Source organism: Nostoc edaphicum CCNP1411, from assembly GCF_014023275.1.
Taxonomy (GTDB): domain Bacteria; phylum Cyanobacteriota; class Cyanobacteriia; order Cyanobacteriales; family Nostocaceae; genus Nostoc; species Nostoc edaphicum_A.
On record NZ_CP054698.1, the window covers coordinates 7,583,672 to 7,599,608 of the forward strand.

General features: G+C 42.7%; 11 protein-coding genes. 1 reads left to right on the forward strand and 10 read right to left on the reverse strand.

Annotated features, from left to right (window positions below; translation table 11 throughout):
• Positions 1 to 132: 132 nt before the first annotated feature.
• Positions 133 to 1,299 carry a pyridoxal phosphate-dependent aminotransferase gene (locus tag HUN01_RS34235; RefSeq protein ID WP_181929889.1) on the forward strand — a complete coding sequence of 389 codons (1,167 nt, stop codon included), beginning with the start codon at positions 133 to 135 and terminating at the stop codon, positions 1,297 to 1,299.
• 441 nt (positions 1,300 to 1,740) lie between these two features.
• On the opposite strand, the gene HUN01_RS34240 is transcribed toward HUN01_RS34235, so the two are convergent.
• The 10 genes from HUN01_RS34240 to HUN01_RS34285 all read right to left on the reverse strand — a co-directional run bounded on the left by HUN01_RS34240 (position 1,741) and on the right by HUN01_RS34285 (position 15,074).
• Positions 1,741 to 2,010: a hypothetical protein gene (locus HUN01_RS34240; protein ID WP_181929890.1), complete on the reverse strand. Its 270-nt coding sequence runs from the start codon at positions 2,008 to 2,010 to the stop codon at positions 1,741 to 1,743.
• A gap of 163 nt (positions 2,011 to 2,173) precedes the next feature.
• On the reverse strand, positions 2,174 to 3,484 hold the full coding sequence (gene nifN, locus HUN01_RS34245) for a nitrogenase iron-molybdenum cofactor biosynthesis protein NifN (RefSeq protein ID WP_181929891.1): 1,311 nt from the start codon (positions 3,482 to 3,484) through the stop codon (positions 2,174 to 2,176).
• A complete protein-coding gene (gene nifE, locus HUN01_RS34250) occupies positions 3,484 to 4,893 on the reverse strand; it encodes a nitrogenase iron-molybdenum cofactor biosynthesis protein NifE (RefSeq protein WP_181929892.1) in 1,410 nt (469 codons plus the stop codon). The genes nifN and nifE overlap by 1 nt, the downstream gene beginning before the upstream one ends.
• A gap of 562 nt (positions 4,894 to 5,455) precedes the next feature.
• Positions 5,456 to 6,421 carry a nitrogenase iron protein gene (gene nifH / locus HUN01_RS34255; RefSeq protein ID WP_181929893.1) on the reverse strand — a complete coding sequence of 322 codons (966 nt, stop codon included), beginning with the start codon at positions 6,419 to 6,421 and terminating at the stop codon, positions 5,456 to 5,458.
• A 472-nt stretch (positions 6,422 to 6,893) separates the two neighbouring features.
• Complete coding sequence (locus tag HUN01_RS34260; RefSeq protein WP_181929894.1) at positions 6,894 to 8,027, reverse strand: substrate-binding domain-containing protein; 1,134 nt, start codon at positions 8,025 to 8,027, stop codon at positions 6,894 to 6,896.
• A gap of 605 nt (positions 8,028 to 8,632) precedes the next feature.
• A complete protein-coding gene (locus HUN01_RS34265; protein ID WP_181929895.1) occupies positions 8,633 to 9,748 on the reverse strand; it encodes an ABC transporter substrate-binding protein in 1,116 nt (371 codons plus the stop codon).
• 119 nt (positions 9,749 to 9,867) lie between these two features.
• Positions 9,868 to 10,524, reverse strand: coding sequence for a methionine ABC transporter permease (locus tag HUN01_RS34270; protein ID WP_181927421.1), 657 nt, complete (start codon positions 10,522 to 10,524; stop codon positions 9,868 to 9,870).
• An 86-nt stretch (positions 10,525 to 10,610) separates the two neighbouring features.
• On the reverse strand, positions 10,611 to 11,801 hold the full coding sequence (locus HUN01_RS34275) for an LLM class flavin-dependent oxidoreductase (protein ID WP_181929896.1): 1,191 nt from the start codon (positions 11,799 to 11,801) through the stop codon (positions 10,611 to 10,613).
• 69 nt (positions 11,802 to 11,870) lie between these two features.
• Positions 11,871 to 13,109 (reverse strand): acyl-CoA dehydrogenase family protein, encoded by a 1,239-nt coding sequence (locus tag HUN01_RS34280; RefSeq protein WP_181929897.1) that lies wholly within the window; start codon positions 13,107 to 13,109, stop codon positions 11,871 to 11,873.
• 672 nt (positions 13,110 to 13,781) lie between these two features.
• Complete coding sequence (locus HUN01_RS34285; protein WP_181929898.1) at positions 13,782 to 15,074, reverse strand: thioredoxin domain-containing protein; 1,293 nt, start codon at positions 15,072 to 15,074, stop codon at positions 13,782 to 13,784.
• Positions 15,075 to 15,937: the final 863 nt, after the last annotated feature.

A 15,937-nucleotide genomic window follows, 5' to 3' on the forward strand; every position in this document is an offset into this window, starting at 1 on the left:
ATCGCGTCTCTTGCCTTAACCGAAGCGTATTGCCTCATCTCCCCAATCCCCAACGAATTCAGAAAAAGCAAATCTTGGCATGGATTCTGGGATATCCTTAGATAAGTGAAGATTTGCCAAAAAAAAGTAAGAATGAAGCTGGCAGCAAGAGTAAGTCAGGTAACACCTTCATTAACCTTAGCGATCGCAGCCAAGGCTAAGGCATTGAAGGCAGAGGGAATAGATGTTTGTAGTTTTAGCGCTGGAGAACCAGATTTTGATACCCCAGCGCATATTAAAGCCGCAGCAGTCAAAGCTTTGGATGAAGGCAAAACCAAGTATGGTGCCGCCGCCGGAGAACCAAAGTTAAGGGAAGCGATCGCCCGTAAGCTTAAAATTGATAACGGTCTTGATTACAAATCAGAGAATGTCATCGTCACCAATGGCGGTAAGCATTCTCTGTACAACTTAATGGTGGCGCTAATCGATCCAGGTGATGAGGTAATTATCCCTGCACCCTACTGGCTAAGTTATCCCGAAATGGTGACTTTGGTCGGTGGAGTTTCGGTAATTGTGCCCACAGATGCCACGACGGGTTATAAAATTACTCCCGAACAACTCCGTAAAGCAATCACGCCCAGGACAAAGCTATTTATCCTCAACTCCCCATCTAATCCCACAGGGATGGTTTACACGCCAGATGAAATCAAAGCCCTGGCGCAGGTAATAGTTGATGCAGATATCCTAGTCGTCTCTGATGAGATTTACGAAAAGATTCTCTACGACGGTGCAGAACATATCAGCATCGGTTCTCTTGGGAAGGAAATTTTTGACCGCACTTTGATCAGTAATGGGTTTGCCAAAGCTTATTCTATGACTGGGTGGAGACTTGGTTATTTAGCAGGGCCCGTGGAAATCATTAAAGCAGCGAGTACCATCCAAGGACATAGTACATCTAACGTTTGTACCTTTGCCCAATATGGTGCGATCGCTGCTTTAGAAAGTCCCCAAGATTGTGTCGAAGAAATGCGCCAAGCCTTCGCTAAACGCCGACAGGTAATGCTAGACAGACTCAACGCCATTCCCGGATTGAGTACCGCAAAACCAGATGGCGCTTTTTATCTGTTTCCTGATATCAGCAAAACCGGTCTAAAATCCCTAGAATTTTGTGACGCTTTGCTGGGAGAACATCAAGTTGCTGTCATTCCCGGAATTGCTTTTGGCGCTGATAACAACATTCGCCTTTCCTACGCCACAGATATGGCGACGATTGAAAAGGGAATGGATAGATTGGAAAAATTTGTCAAGTCGCGTATTTAGTTAGTTGTTATTTGTGAGGATAATTTACCAACTCTCCAACTTCTTAACTCCACCTTTTTTGACTCAAGAACAGGTGGAGTTAATTTTAAAATTTAATATTTCGTATTCCAAACTTGAAGTTTCAGAGGCTTTTAGTAAGAGGATGTTTCAAAAGTCCTCTTGTTGGGATCAAAAATTTTAGATATTCCTAAATCCCCAGGGCTATTTCATTTATAAATGTAGACGCAATATGGTAAAGTTCATCGCCAAATCTACTTCCAGTATCTACTACCGTGTCTGAAATTGACTATCTTAACGTGAGTTCGACAAGTCTTATTTGACCTCTCCCCCAGCCCCTCTCCGACGCCCAGAGGGGAGCAAAAAGCGTAATTTTTCTTGCTCCTCCCTTTCCGTTTCCCAGAGGCAGGCTGGGAGGGAGAGGTTCATCGAACTCACGTTATCTTATCCACCCTGATTGATGGGAAACATACCATCAATCAAGAGTGGGTAATACAAAACCACATCACTATAACTACTCCGCCCGATCTGGTGCTTACCTAAAGTAATATCTGGCTCTAATAAAACTGTGTAGCCAATGACCTCGAACCAAGTGAGCGCATATTGTGCGCCCAACCCAGGCATCGCAGATTGTGTGAAATCAAAACGGCGGCGAAGTTTTTTTGTAACACGACTCGCTTTGGCAGTTGTTTTTTTTAGCTGTGCTGGATTCATCAACAGTAAAAGATTTTATTTGAGTCAATGCAGGAGCTAGGCACGAATTTGCTGAAGATTGGTTGGTATATTCACCAATGAACGTATACGGCTTTTCAGTAACTATCAAAGCTGAAGTTGATCGTTGAGATTGTATCTAGTAAATAATTAGAGTTGGTTGTGTTTAATGCTTAACCTTTGTTTCCTGCTCTAAAAACAGGTTTCCAATATCAAATAAAAGTTGCATAGTACCTCGATAGCCAACCTTGGTAAACTGACCATGATCTAACTGGTCAAAAATGGGAATACCTTGACGGTAGAGAGGAATTTTTAAGCGTTGAGCGATCGCTACTCCATGAGAATTGGTAATTAGCAAATCAGACCCAACCGCCAGTTGCTCAAAGTCTTCCAAATCGCCGATAGTGACGCTCTTGATCGGAAGTTTTTCTAGCAGAGGAAAGCGTGTCGTTGTGACTGCTGAGTGAATCTCAACTCCTAGCGATCGCAAAAAAGAAACTGTTGACCAAAGTAAATCTGGTTCCAGCGCCAAAGAAACTCGCTTGCACCCAAAGTAAAAGTGATTCTCCAACATCACATGTTGCAACTGACGGCGTTGACGCCGATATTTATCCGGTACGCTGACACCACTGATATCCGCTAAAGCTTGCAGAAATTTATCTACTGCTGTTAATCCCGTCAGTTCACCAAATACCTCATAGGGTATATTGAATCTCTGCTCCAAAATTTGCGCCCCACCGCGCATACTATCACCTAGTGCCAAAGTAAATACAGAACTACCAATTGAGCGTAATTGTGCCAAAGTCGTGCCATTAGCTGTAATGGCACTAGAAGAATCTTCTATATAACCATCTAATACACCAGAAAGGTCAGGTACAACAATAGGTACAAGTCCAAAAGAGGTAACAATCTCTTTGATTTCCTGGACATCCCCTGGTGTAAAGGCAGAACTCGCCAAAATAGTGATTTGTGTGGGGCAAGGGTCTTGCTTGGAGCCTTTTTGGGGAATTTCCCTGATTATACTCTCAACTGCACCAGCAAAGCCATCCTGTAATGTACCTTTGAAATCCGGTGTAGAGACAAGCACAATTGGTAAATAATCCAGTTCTGGGCGACGGTGGCGAATCTCCTTGACAAAGCGCCCCATATCATCACCTCTGGTTTCCACAAGTCCAGTGCTACAAAGACCGATAATTTCTGGTTTGGATCTCTGCACCAAAGTCAAGATTGCTTGTTCAACTCTTTCCTCACCACCCAAAATGGTTGCAACTTCAGTCATCGCTGTACTGGAAAGGGGAATCGTCTGACGGAAATGTTGTACTAATACTTTCTTAGTCAAAGCAGTACAGCCTTGAGAACCGTGTAATAAAGGCATGATTCCCTTCAATCCCATAAAGGCTAAAACTGCACCCACAGTTTGGCTTTGCTTCAGGGGATTAACTGCAACTGATGTACTCGTAACACTAATAATCGCCATCAAATTTCCTCCTGTTGAGAATTTCCTGCTTCCTCTACTCCTACTTCCCACGGGGCTAGCTGGCATACTTGTTCCCACACAGGATTGTAAAAAGCAGCATACAATTCTCGTGCTACCTCTAAGATTCCTATATAGCCTGCATAGGGATGGTTGCGTTCTTGATTAATATCTAGAAATGCAATCCTAGCTGTGAGAGAAGCGTCTTGATGGCGTTTATCAGCAATTAACATATCAGCTTGATTTTCGTTAATTATCTGTAAAATTTCTTCAGAACTATTTTGCTCTAGAATTATGCCATCTTGACCCAGCAAACTTTTGAGTCTAATTTTATCCTCTTCAGTATTATTCTTAGTACTAATAGCAATAACTTCTATCCCCAATTTCTTTGCTGCAAAGATAATCAACCAACTCTTGAAACTTCCAATAGAAAGGATCATACGCTTACCTTGTAATCGGGTAATATACAGAGAGAGTTTTTCATCTATTGCAGCAGTTTCTTCTACAATTAGCTTTTCTGTACGTTCCTGCAAATCAGGATTATCCAACTTTGCAGCAATATTTCTTAAACACTGATTGATTGATTCTATACCATAGATAGACTCTTCAATATAGGGAATGCCATATTTTTTCTCCATGCTTTTTGCCATGTTAATTAGTGCTTTTGAGGAGAGCAGCACGTTAAGTTTAGCGCGATGGGCATAGCAAACTTCTTTATAGATAGCATCGCCTGTAATTTTTGCCAAAACTCTAATACCTAATTTCTCCAATAACGGTAGAACATTCCATATTGCACCTGCGATATTATGTTCACCAATTAGGTTGATGTCATCAGGTGTACTAGTGTTTGGTTCAGCTGTTCCAATAACGTGTTCCAGCATTGCTTCACCAGCAACACGGTTGCCCAAATTTTGGTTCCCAATGAATCCAGGACAATGTACAGGTATAGTGGGTATTCCTGTTTTCTCAGTGGCATTTTTGCAAACTCCCTCAATGTCATCCCCAATCAGGGCGGTGATGCAAGTGGAGTAAACAAATACCGCTGCCGGTTTGTAGCGTCTTGCTAATTCTAAAATGCCTTTGTACAGCTTTTTGGCTCCACCAAAGATGATATCGTTCTCATCGATGTCGCTGCTAAAACGTATCTTATACAGCATCGAACCAGATGAAAGACTGCTGTAACTTCCCCAAATACTGGCAGCACAGCCACTTGGCCCGTGAACTACATGAGCAGCATCAGTGATTGGTACTAGGGTGATCATTGCACTATCAAAAGCGCAACTTCCTTGAGTAGTTCCGGGTTGGGGTAATTGTGTGGAGGACTTTTTTTTCTTTTGTTTCTGCTGCTGAGGAGCATCTTCAGAATTGAAGTCACTGAACGAATCGTTAATTTTTCCTGGGGTGGGATTCATTTTTTTTGGTGACAATAGGTAGAAGTTATTAGGTGTTAAGTGAATTTCAAAAGGCTTTCATAGGATTTTCATTTATTAACCATGTATCTAAAGGATGGAATAAAAGGGAATGAGAAAAGTAGTTTCCCATCCCCTAAAACATAAACACCAACTAGGTTAGAGAAGGAGAAAATAAAAACACGAACTAGACTATTAAAGTATTAATGTTGCTGTCTAGACCTTAATAGATTAGTGTTAGCACGGTGAATTTGAAACAAACAGAAGTTAAGATTGACTATTCGATTACCTCCATTTTAAAGTATTTTTCAGAAGTTCTGAGTTCTGAGTAAGAAGTAATGAATCAGTAGTATTAACGAATCTTCCTACTCTCAGCCAAAGCAGTCGCTACTCGAAACTAATGTAATGCTTAGTCGGTCTAACTTTACTTTTTACTCAATACAGAATAAACATTAGCTATGTTCTAACTTTATTCAGCACTAAGCACTGTTTCTGTGAGAGGGTGGGCAAAAATAGCCCACCTGATATTTACTCTGTGTTTAGCACCTGAGTCTAAACAACAACCTTACTTCTTGTCGCTACCGGAAACTATTTCTACACTTCCTTTTTTCAGTGCTTCTAATGCTTCACCTTCAGCATCTTCTTGCTTCTTGACAGCATCTGCTTGGCTAATTAGTTTCGCAGCATTTTCTTCACTTTCAAGGATACCGAATTCAATCAACAAATCTTCTAGCTCATCCATTTCGATGGGTGTGGGAACGGCAAGATTTGTATTGTTGATAATCTTGTCTGCTAGTGTACGGTATTCATTAGCTTGGTTACTGTCGGGTGCGTATTCGTTTACAGTCATCCGACGCAATTCGGCGTGTTGCACGATATTGTCACGGGGGACGAAGTGAATCATCTGGGTACTTAATCTGGCTGCAAGAGTACTAATCAGTTCGTCTTCCCGATCAGTTTTCCGACTGTTACAAATTAGCCCACCCAAGCGTACCCCACCAGTGTGAGCATATTTGAGAACCCCACGAGCAATGTTGTTAGCTGCAAACATCGCCATCATTTCACCAGAGGTAACGATGTAGATTTCTTGGGCTTTACCTTCACGAATTGGCATCGCAAAACCACCGCACACAACGTCGCCCAATACGTCGTAGGATACAAAATCTACATCTGAGTAAGCGCCGTTTTCTTCAAGGAAGTTAATGGCGGTGATAATACCCCGACCGGCGCAACCCACACCAGGTTCTGGGCCACCTGATTCTACGCATCTGATATTCCGAAAACCAGTGATTACCACTTCTTCGAGTTCAATATCTTCCACAGCGCCCCGTTCAGCGGCTAAATGCAGTACGGTAGTTTGAGCTTTACAGTGCAAAATCAAACGAGTAGAGTCAGCTTTCGGGTCACACCCGACAATCAAGATGCGTTTACCCACTTCTGCCATTGCAGCAAGGGTGTTTTGGGAAGTGGTAGATTTACCAATACCACCTTTACCATAAAAAGCAATCTGTCTAATTCTTTCGTCGGACATGATAATTTATCCTGCAATTGTTTGTTTGGTGAGTTTGTCGGTTTATGAGGCGTAGGCACTTGCTGTAAAATGACAGCAGTAACCTTATGTAGAACGTTTTTGGAGGCGCTCGTTCTACAGCAAAAAGAGTCCTAATCCAGAACATATTTAAGTTTTGGTTAGTTTTTTGGCCATTAGTCATTGTTTTTTCTGACTAATAGCTAGAGCGATAAGACATCACTCAAGGAATATTGCAAGTATTACCAGACCCTCACCCAAATGATTTCTCTGACGGTAGTAATACCAACGGGAAAAAGAAAGCTACAGATTCCAAACTGGAAACCACAATTCAATCCGAATTTCCTAATTACGAATTACGAATTACGAATTACGAATTATCAAAGGTTGCTCATACCTAAAGAGTGGTTACAGCAGGAATTTAAATTTACGCCAAGTTTTCCCTAAAGCACACAACCAACCATTGCAATCCACTCTAAACAGTCGCTACAACTTCCCCGATTTTGCTGATATCGTAACCGCCGAGAATTTCAAATTGGGAGTGAACCATTCGATGTCCCAAAGTACTGAGCAACTGCTGTACAGGTGCTTCTTCGAGATATTCCTTGAGAATCACTAAATCATATCGTGACCGATGTAAAGGGATAAATCCCAGCCCAAAGGCGGTAGCTACAGATGCTGTACTCATACCTGCATCGGCAACTCCTCTGACTACAGCTTGGGCAACATCTTGGTGACTTTTGAGTATATTGTCAAAGCCCTGAACAGCATCGAACGGTATCTGCTCTTTTTGGAGTGTTTGTTCCAAAAGCATCCGACTACCAGAACCGATTTCGCGGTTAACAATAGTCGCTCCCCCAGCAACTAAGTCGCTAACTGTTCTAATTCCCATTGGGTTCCCTGACTTCAACAAAAGTCCCTCCTCCCAGACACCAAGGGTAATCAGAACTGCTTCCCTCCCAGCCAGAACATCTCGAACAAAGGGAGTATTATACTCACCAGTCTCAGAATTGTACAAATGCATCCCAGCGATGTGCGCCTCACCTCTGCATAGACTGTGCAATGCCGCCATGCTGTTGGCGAAGTTATATTGGACTCGCAGTTGAGGATGCCAGCGTTCGGTGGCTCTTGCCCATAGTGAAATCACAGGGGCACAACCAGCAATCACAACGGTGTTATGAAGTGTGTCGAGATTATCGTCCAAAAGACGGACTTGAACTTTATTTGTACCTGTTTGACTAGTGCCTTCACCATCAGCCGGAATCATATCTTGGCGAAAAGCATCCTTACCAATCAAGGGATAAGCTATCCATTGTCCTCCGACACGAGCCACACTAACTCGTAGTTGCTGACCATTAGGAACGGGTTTGGCAAGAACTGCTTCAATTTCAGGTAAATCTCGCTCTAACCAGAATAGATCCTCTACTTGACAGCCAAGCGCTTTGGCCAAGCGAAGTGTTATGGCTACTGAAGGAGCATATAGTCCCGACTCTACACCACTAATAGTCTGACGAGTCACACTAGCGATGTTAGCCAAATCTTGTTGGCTCATGCCTAAGCGAGTTCTAATGGACTTCAAGTTATTACGGAGATCACTATCCTGCTTCATTGGCTTTGTCTCTTAGTTTCAAAAAGCCGTAGCGGATTTAACTTGTATCTGCCAAGGCGAAAGTATGGTCTTTGAGTTTATATCATTTCTCTCTGACAACTTTTTGTGCTTTCGCTGTGTTGATTCCCTATATAAAAAGACTATCACAGAAATTGCAAGTTTGCTTGCCAAGCGCAAATTATTTTTGCGGGTGGTTACTTTGTAGGCACTTACCAGTAATAAAATGCCCCACCGTCGCTTTCGCCCCCAGGGCGAAAGCGAAAATCAGGTGGGTGATAGGCACACCGTCATCACCACTACTGCGATGATAGTAATGAACAACAGGCGATTGGATAACTGTCAAATTATCGTGTACGAATTGCTCGTCCTGTAACCAGACCATCCATGATAAATTTGGCGGCAACAGCTACGTTATCGCTAGGGATTCAGGTGGCAGAGTATTGACATTCCCTAAACTTCATGAGTCTAGTGTTTTCTCATAAATCATTTAGGATTGCTATAGTAATGCTTTAATTTCAGCAACAGATGTTTGAAAGTGGGGTAAAGTTGCTAGACTTACATCTAAATTGGTATGCACTCGCTCATGTAAATAGTCAACCCTGCAATTATTGGCATTTGGCGATATCTTCGTTAAAACTGCTGTCCCAAAGTTGTTTTACATCAACTTTTGTGGAAATTACACCCGCTTGAAAAAAGGTATCAGCAACCTTTTGCTGAGAAGCAATAGCTGCATCAGAAACAGGAAGTAATTCTTGACGACGTTGTTGTTGTCCTTGCTTGGCATCTTGATAAACGATGCCTTCATCAACATCAATGGTAGTTGCATAATTCTTCGACCATTGCTTAAGATGAGATTCCCGCCAAGCTTGGGATTTCTGCAAACGACAGAGAAAATCAGCAATTACAACTTTTTTTTGTGGATCAGCGATCGCATTGGGTGAAGCAATAATTACGAAGTTACCACTCAAAATATCCTTTGCAGATTCTAGCACCCACGCCCCTTCTTTTTGGGCTTGGGGGATGGAGTAACCGTAGGTAGCCCAAGCATCAAGCTCACCTTTACGAAAAGCCGAAAGTCCATCGGGTATTGATAAAGGAATTGCATTGATATCCTTCATCGTCAGCCCCACTTTTTCCAACATCTTAATCAGGAAGTAGTGGGCAGTTGTAGCTTTAACGTAACCAAATTTCTTACCTTTAAGATCAGCGATCGTTTTGGCAGTCGAGTTCTTGGGTACGAGTAGAACTTGACCAACCGTAGGCCCTTTGAGAGTTGCAATAATTTTTACAGATGCTTTCGATTCAATCGCAAAAATCGGTGGAATTTCACTAGCTGAGGCCAGGTCAATCGCACCAGCATTGATTGCCTGTACCATCAAATTACCCCCAGTAAACTCAGTAAATTGAGTTTTGTAAGAGAAATTATCTAGTTCAGCTAACTTTAAATTTAAGTCCCAGCCACCTTTATATTTAGCAACACGCAATTGAGTTATATTCGACACTGCGATTTGGGATGGACTAGGATTAGCAGCGATAGTTGCCGGACTGTTAGACTTAACCTCTGAGCAAGCTGTTGTTGCTAGAGCTAACAAGCAACCCAGAGAGAAGAAAAAATTCTGCCGCAGCCAATTGGTAGACACGTTAATTTTTGGGTATAAAAATACAATGAAGAAAAATAACCACCAACTACAAGCTGTTAAGAAGAATCTGCGTCTATTCATAAAATTTTTAATTAGTGTAAATTTTAAATGATGAATGCTGAGACGCGATTAATCTTGATTGTACAAGAGCTAAGAGTCAAGAATTATATTTGTCTCTCTGCTCCTATGCCTGTTTTCGTTCAGCGTTTTCTCATTCGCTGTGCAATTAAATCACCTATAAATTGAATAATTTGTACTAGTGCAATCAAAACCACAATGGTAGAAAACATCACCCCTACATCGAAGCGTTGGTAGCCGTATTGAATTGCCAAATTACCTAATCCACCTCCACCGACAGCCCCGGCCATCGCGGAAGAGTTAAGCAAACTCACAATCAGAATCGTCATACCTAATATCAGTGAAGGCAAAGCTTCGGGAATCAATACTTTGAGAACGATTTGCCAATAATTGCACCCCATTGCTTGGGCAGCTTCTATTAATCCCTTATCAACTTCTAAAATGCTAGTTTCAGCAATACGACCAAAAAATGGAATGGCGGCAAGAGTTAGGGGAACTAAAGCGGCTGTGCTACCGATGGAAGTGCCAACAATTAGGCGTGTTAGTGGTGTTAAAACGACAAGCAAAATAATAAAAGGAAATGAGCGTCCAGTATTGACGATCGCACCCAGCACTTTATGTACTTGGGGAAAATCTAGCAAGTTTCCGGGGCCTGTCATCACTAGCAACAAGCCCAAAGGTAAGCCTAATACTATTGCAACCAGGGTAGATATACCCACCATGTAAAAAGTTTCACTGGTGGCTAGCAACAAGCTTTGGAGTAATTCTTGTCCTTGCATGGATGCACCTCTTAAACATAAGTTTTAGCGAATGGACTCAAATAAACTTTGCGTTCCTCTGCGCTTACCTCTGTGTTCCTCTGCGTTTAAAGTCTCAGTCCAGCCTGTTTCAGTAGTGGTAAAACGCGCTTACCGAAGAAATCGAGATCCGGCTCAAAATCGTAGAAGGCAAGCTGGAAGCCATCAACACCAGCTTTATTCAGCTGCAAAATTTGCTCGGTAATTTGTTCGGGTGAACCGATTAGCTGCACATTACCGCCGATCGCACTGCCAACACCATGACGCAGATTTCCCTTCTGATGCCCCCTCCAAGCATGTGCATCGCTGGTAACGCCAGAACGTCCAGCAATTGACTGATAATCGGCATGGTCGATTATCGCCTGAGCATATTCTTCTGCCTCTTTTTCAGTTTCACGCACGACAATAAGCGGATTTAGGAGAGTGCGGACTTGTCTACCATTAGCGATCGCTGATTGTTTGACACGGGCTGTATGGGCGGGTAACGACGACAAGGCGCTTTCTATGTCACCGCCAGCCGGACTGGTGATAAATACGATATCAGAATGGCGACCTGCAAACTCGATGCCAGCATCCGAGCCAGTGGCGTTAACTAGGATGGGGCGACCATAAAGCGGGCGGGGACTGATGTAAGCATCCTTAAACTGCCAAGAACTCTGACTTTTGTAAGAAAAGTTCTCTGTTTCTGACCAGAGTCGTTTAAGGACGGTAACAAATTCATCAGCGAGTTCATAGCGGCGATCGTGTTCGATTTGGCTCCAACCGAACAGTTCATGCTCATAAGCCCGGTGTCCAGTGACAACATTAATTCCCCAGCGACCTTTAGAAATGTGGTCAAGTGTCGCACCAAATTTAGCCAGATGGATGGGATGCCAAGGCCCGTAGAGAACGTGAATTGTTGAGATTAATAGAATGCGTGAGGTAATACCAGCAAGGGAAGCAGTAGCAATGAAGGCATCTAAACCTGCTTCTGTGCGAGTTGGCCCTTGTCCGCCCTTCGGCTGCCATGTGGAATAGCCGAAAACCAGGTCGAAACCTAACTCCTCAGCCTTTTGAGTCAATTTGGCATTGTAATCAAACGACCAGTCTGTGGTACGCGGGAGGTTAGAAGAACTCCAACCACCGTGATGAATCGGTAAGAACAGCCCTAGCAGTACTGGTTGCCGGAGAGCTTGGGATAATGGGCTTTGGGGATAGTCTGTGGGACTAGCGATCGCCTCTTTACTTGCTCTCAAAAAAGTAGTGTCAATTGTACTCATAGTTCCTCTCAACGGTTTCGCTTGGCTGCCAGATCCCCGACTTCTGATAAATACTCATAAACTGGTTTATTAGAAGAATCCTCGTTGCGGCAATGGTATACCGTTGATCTCGTAGTTGCCGATCGCACGAGCCTTAAAATGATTTGGATTGTGTGAGGACAAGGTGCGGGCGTTGCGCCAGTGACGATCAAAGTTGGAGCTTTTCTTTGTTGTGGAAGCCCCACCAACTTCAAACAGCAAAGTGGCTGAACGTAGAGCCAAATCATCAACAATCAATTTGGCTTTGGATGCACTCAGAGAAGTTGCCAGTGCCGCAGCCGTTTCTGCCTCTTCACCCTGAGCTTGGGCAGCAGGGAGGCGATCGAGACCATCAGCTGCTGCTAAAACAATCGCTTCGGCAGCAAAGGCATTGGCGGCAATCTGCCCGACAGTCTGCTGCAAGATTGGATCTTCTGAGGCTTGCTCGGATACAGCATGGTAGAAAGTCCGGGGCCGGGTACGGACAAGGGCTGTTGCATCGCGTAGAACGCTGCGAATAATGCCAGCATTGATTGCTGTTAAAAATAATTGCGGGACGATGTTGTATGGCAGGTTGTCTTTGTCTGTATCTGTCTCAAAAATTACTTCATCAGCCTCTACACTTACATTTTTAAATGTTGTCGTTCCAGTGCCTGTAAGCCTTTGACCAAAGCCGTCCCAGTCATCCACAAGGTCAATCCCTTCGCGGTTTGTAGGAATGAGTATAAACGCTTTAGTGCCATCGGGTACTAGCACACGCACGAAAATCAAGTCTGCATAAAGGCTGCCAGTGCTATAATACTTCGTCCCATTTAGACGATAGCCATCACCATCAGGTGTTAATTTTGTATTCGCGACTTGACCACCACCAGATCGCTTAACTTCTAGTTCGGTTGAAGCAAGTCCAATAATCGCGCCATCGACGACTGCTTTGAGCCAGCGACGATTCCTTTGGGTGCGCTCAGAACGCAAAATTCGCTCTGTAACAGAGAAATGATTCCGCACAATGTGAGCGACATTTGGATCGGCATCCCCTAAGCGAATCACGACCTCGAATAGTTCGCGTGCTGTGCTACCACCACCACCTTCGACAACGGGGATTCGCAATGCACCCAACCGCGAACGCCGGATCAGTTCGACTACATCATAGGGAAGGATGCGATCGCGATCGCGCTCACTTGCCCCCAGAGCAATAAAATCGAAAAGCTGCTGGAGTTCTGGTGATTTGGCTGTTACCGGAGCCGAAAACTGGATTGTCGGATCTGCAAGTTTTTCTAGACTCTTAATCATTGTTTCTATCTCCGAATATGGTGTGAAAAATCTATATTCCGACGGCACAACTTTGGCACAACAAAATCAACGAATGTTTCCAGCCTTGAGGCGATCACGTCTGGTAACACATTCAAACCACCGACTGTACCCGACAAAAAGCTTTGTAATGGTTTCAGGTGTATTTATGCTTTTTAATCTACTAAACAACTACCGAATTACCGTAGTTTACTATCCCAAATTTTCCACAAGTTGTCAATCTTTTTTAACGTCTTTTTGCAATCAAGACTCAGGTTTGAAAGCGGAGGTGTTGAAGCGATAACTTAGTTAAGCTGCGCTAACGCATTTGGCCAATGGTTTTAAAATCGCGATCGACGTGTATCAAAAGTAAGTTATTTGCTAGTGCTGTTTGAGCAATACAGCAATCAATTGGGCTGCTGTCAATCAATAACATGACGTTCAAACTCGTTTGTACTCATGGGGTTGAGGTATCAGTTTTTGAAAAATCTTCCCCCTAGTATTACACAGCATCGAAAATACCCGCTTCCAATACTTGCTAATCTGGAAAACGTATCTTGGAAGTACTCAGCTACCGTGAATATACGTTTCATTCATCCCTGATCGCCACAATTATTACAACAACTAGCCAAAGGCTCTTTAGATAAAAATTAACATCTTATCCGTGCTATCCGATTATCGGATGCCATCATTATCAATGGCGCTGTAGCTGTCGCTGGGGAAAAGCCCCAACCAAGGGTCAGAACTAGGAGTTAAAAATAGTTGGGCGTATACCTGTTCATTGAGCGTTTCCACACTGCTTGTTTGCTTACCCTGCATAAACCATTGATGAATTTGGCTGTGCAGCATATATTCATTTCTGACTGTATCTAAAGCCATTGTGGCTTCAAATTTTTTCACTATTATCGGCAAATTATCTTCCTCAGTGTTTGCAGACTGAGACTTTTTAGCTTTGATTAGAGAGATACTATTTTGATCTAGCTTGACATCGGCGGCATAGAGTTGAGCAATTTTGTTCCAAACTTCCTGGTCGGTTATTTTAGCTAAAGCGTTTTGATTTCGTTCAGCATCAGACTGGAGAGCACTTAGCATTGGCCTTTCAACTATCATTTTAGAAACTGCTAGAGAGCTTGCTATTTCTGCTGTAGGTGGCTGACTGGAATTGTTCGGAGTTTCCACCAACTTAGGGGGAGACTGGATACCCAGGCGAGATAAATCTGCAACCCATTGGGCTTGGATAGAATTTAAGCGATCGCTGTGGTATTTTCTTAAATAAGACTCGCGATCGCTTGGTGTAAGTTTACTGTAGTTTTTTACTGCTATTTCAGCCTGCTGTAGCTGACGCAAAAATGCTTTGGGACTGTATAACCCTGGAATTGCATCGATTGGACGCCCCGATGCGTCCAATATATAATGAATGCTATTGCCTGTAATCGTTCGCTCTAACTTGCGTCCGTCGCCAAAATCAATAGTTACTTTAGGTACAGGTCGCACTGATTGCCAGTGCAAAACGAAGCGGTCTTGAAGTAGTTTAGAAATCTCAACATTCGGATACAGCGCTACCCTAAAGAATCTACTATTAGCACAACTCAAATCCTGATCCAGCCTGCCCAATAACCGCAGAGATAGAATGGGTTTACCACTGGTTCTAGCAGCAGCTTTGGCTTGTTCTATGTCAGTATACCAGTACAGACGAGAGGCGTAACAGTCGCGTTGTTGGCAAAGTTCATCTAAAGCAATCCGGAGTGCAGCGGAAGGTATAACTGCACCAGAAGAATCGGTATTTAGCATATTAGTATGGGATTTGAGAAATACTTGTAACCCTGTTGGGCCCTGTTTCCGAAGCACAGAAACTTCTTGAGATAGCTGGGAAATATTAGCGACAGGAGTTTGAGCATCAGCTGTCTGCAAAAAACTGAAGCTGACTAGCATTAGTGCGAAAGGATATTTTAAGGTTCTAAATTTCATATATTTTCAGAAAAATAGGAGATGCGGGTGTCGCCATCACTAAATAGAGAAGTCTAGTTTAACTTGTAAGAATCTCATCTGCTGTGAAAGTTTATGATGGAATGGTAAACCTTACAATATAGACATAAATCAAAAAAAATCTTATCTAATTTTTAATTGCCTCCTCTCAGAGAAACGGGTTGCTGTTTTAGGATCTCCATAGCTCAACTCAATATATAGTAAGCAATCTTAAATTATTCGTGATAAACAAGCTTCCTGACTTATTTGAAAATTCATGGATCTGTAGGTTTATATTCTGAGTATTTACCTAACATAGTCAGATTAGTATCTATTGCTAAACGTACACATATATTTATTAACTAAATCTACTTCATCAAACTCAGGTTTTGTTAAAAGTTCATATACTTTTTGCTTGAGTTAGTTAAATATGCTAATTAAGAGTTTATCTATGTAAATCTGCCTTTTTAACAATTTCCGTAACATCCCTCTTCTATTAAGAGGTTAAATATAACTAAGATATTAATGGTTGTGCTGGCTTAGTTGATTAAAAAGCGTCAATTATTCCAGGTGTATCTATTTGCCAACTCTCTATCAGACTGATTCATAGTCTTAAAATAACCGCTCTCTTTTTACTAAAGAGAAGCTTACCTTCTCCTTGCCTTGTAGTAAAGGTAATTTAGGGAGGTTCGGTTGTTGTTAGGGAATTAATGTACTAAGCGCTAGTAGTATATTCTAACTTTTCACGGTATCTGGAAAACCTCTCTCTAAATCTCTCTCCTGCAAGGAGAGAGACTTTGAATTACTGGTTTGGAAGTTAGATTTTCCGTGGACTTTTCCACATGACGTGAAAAGTCAGGTAGTAT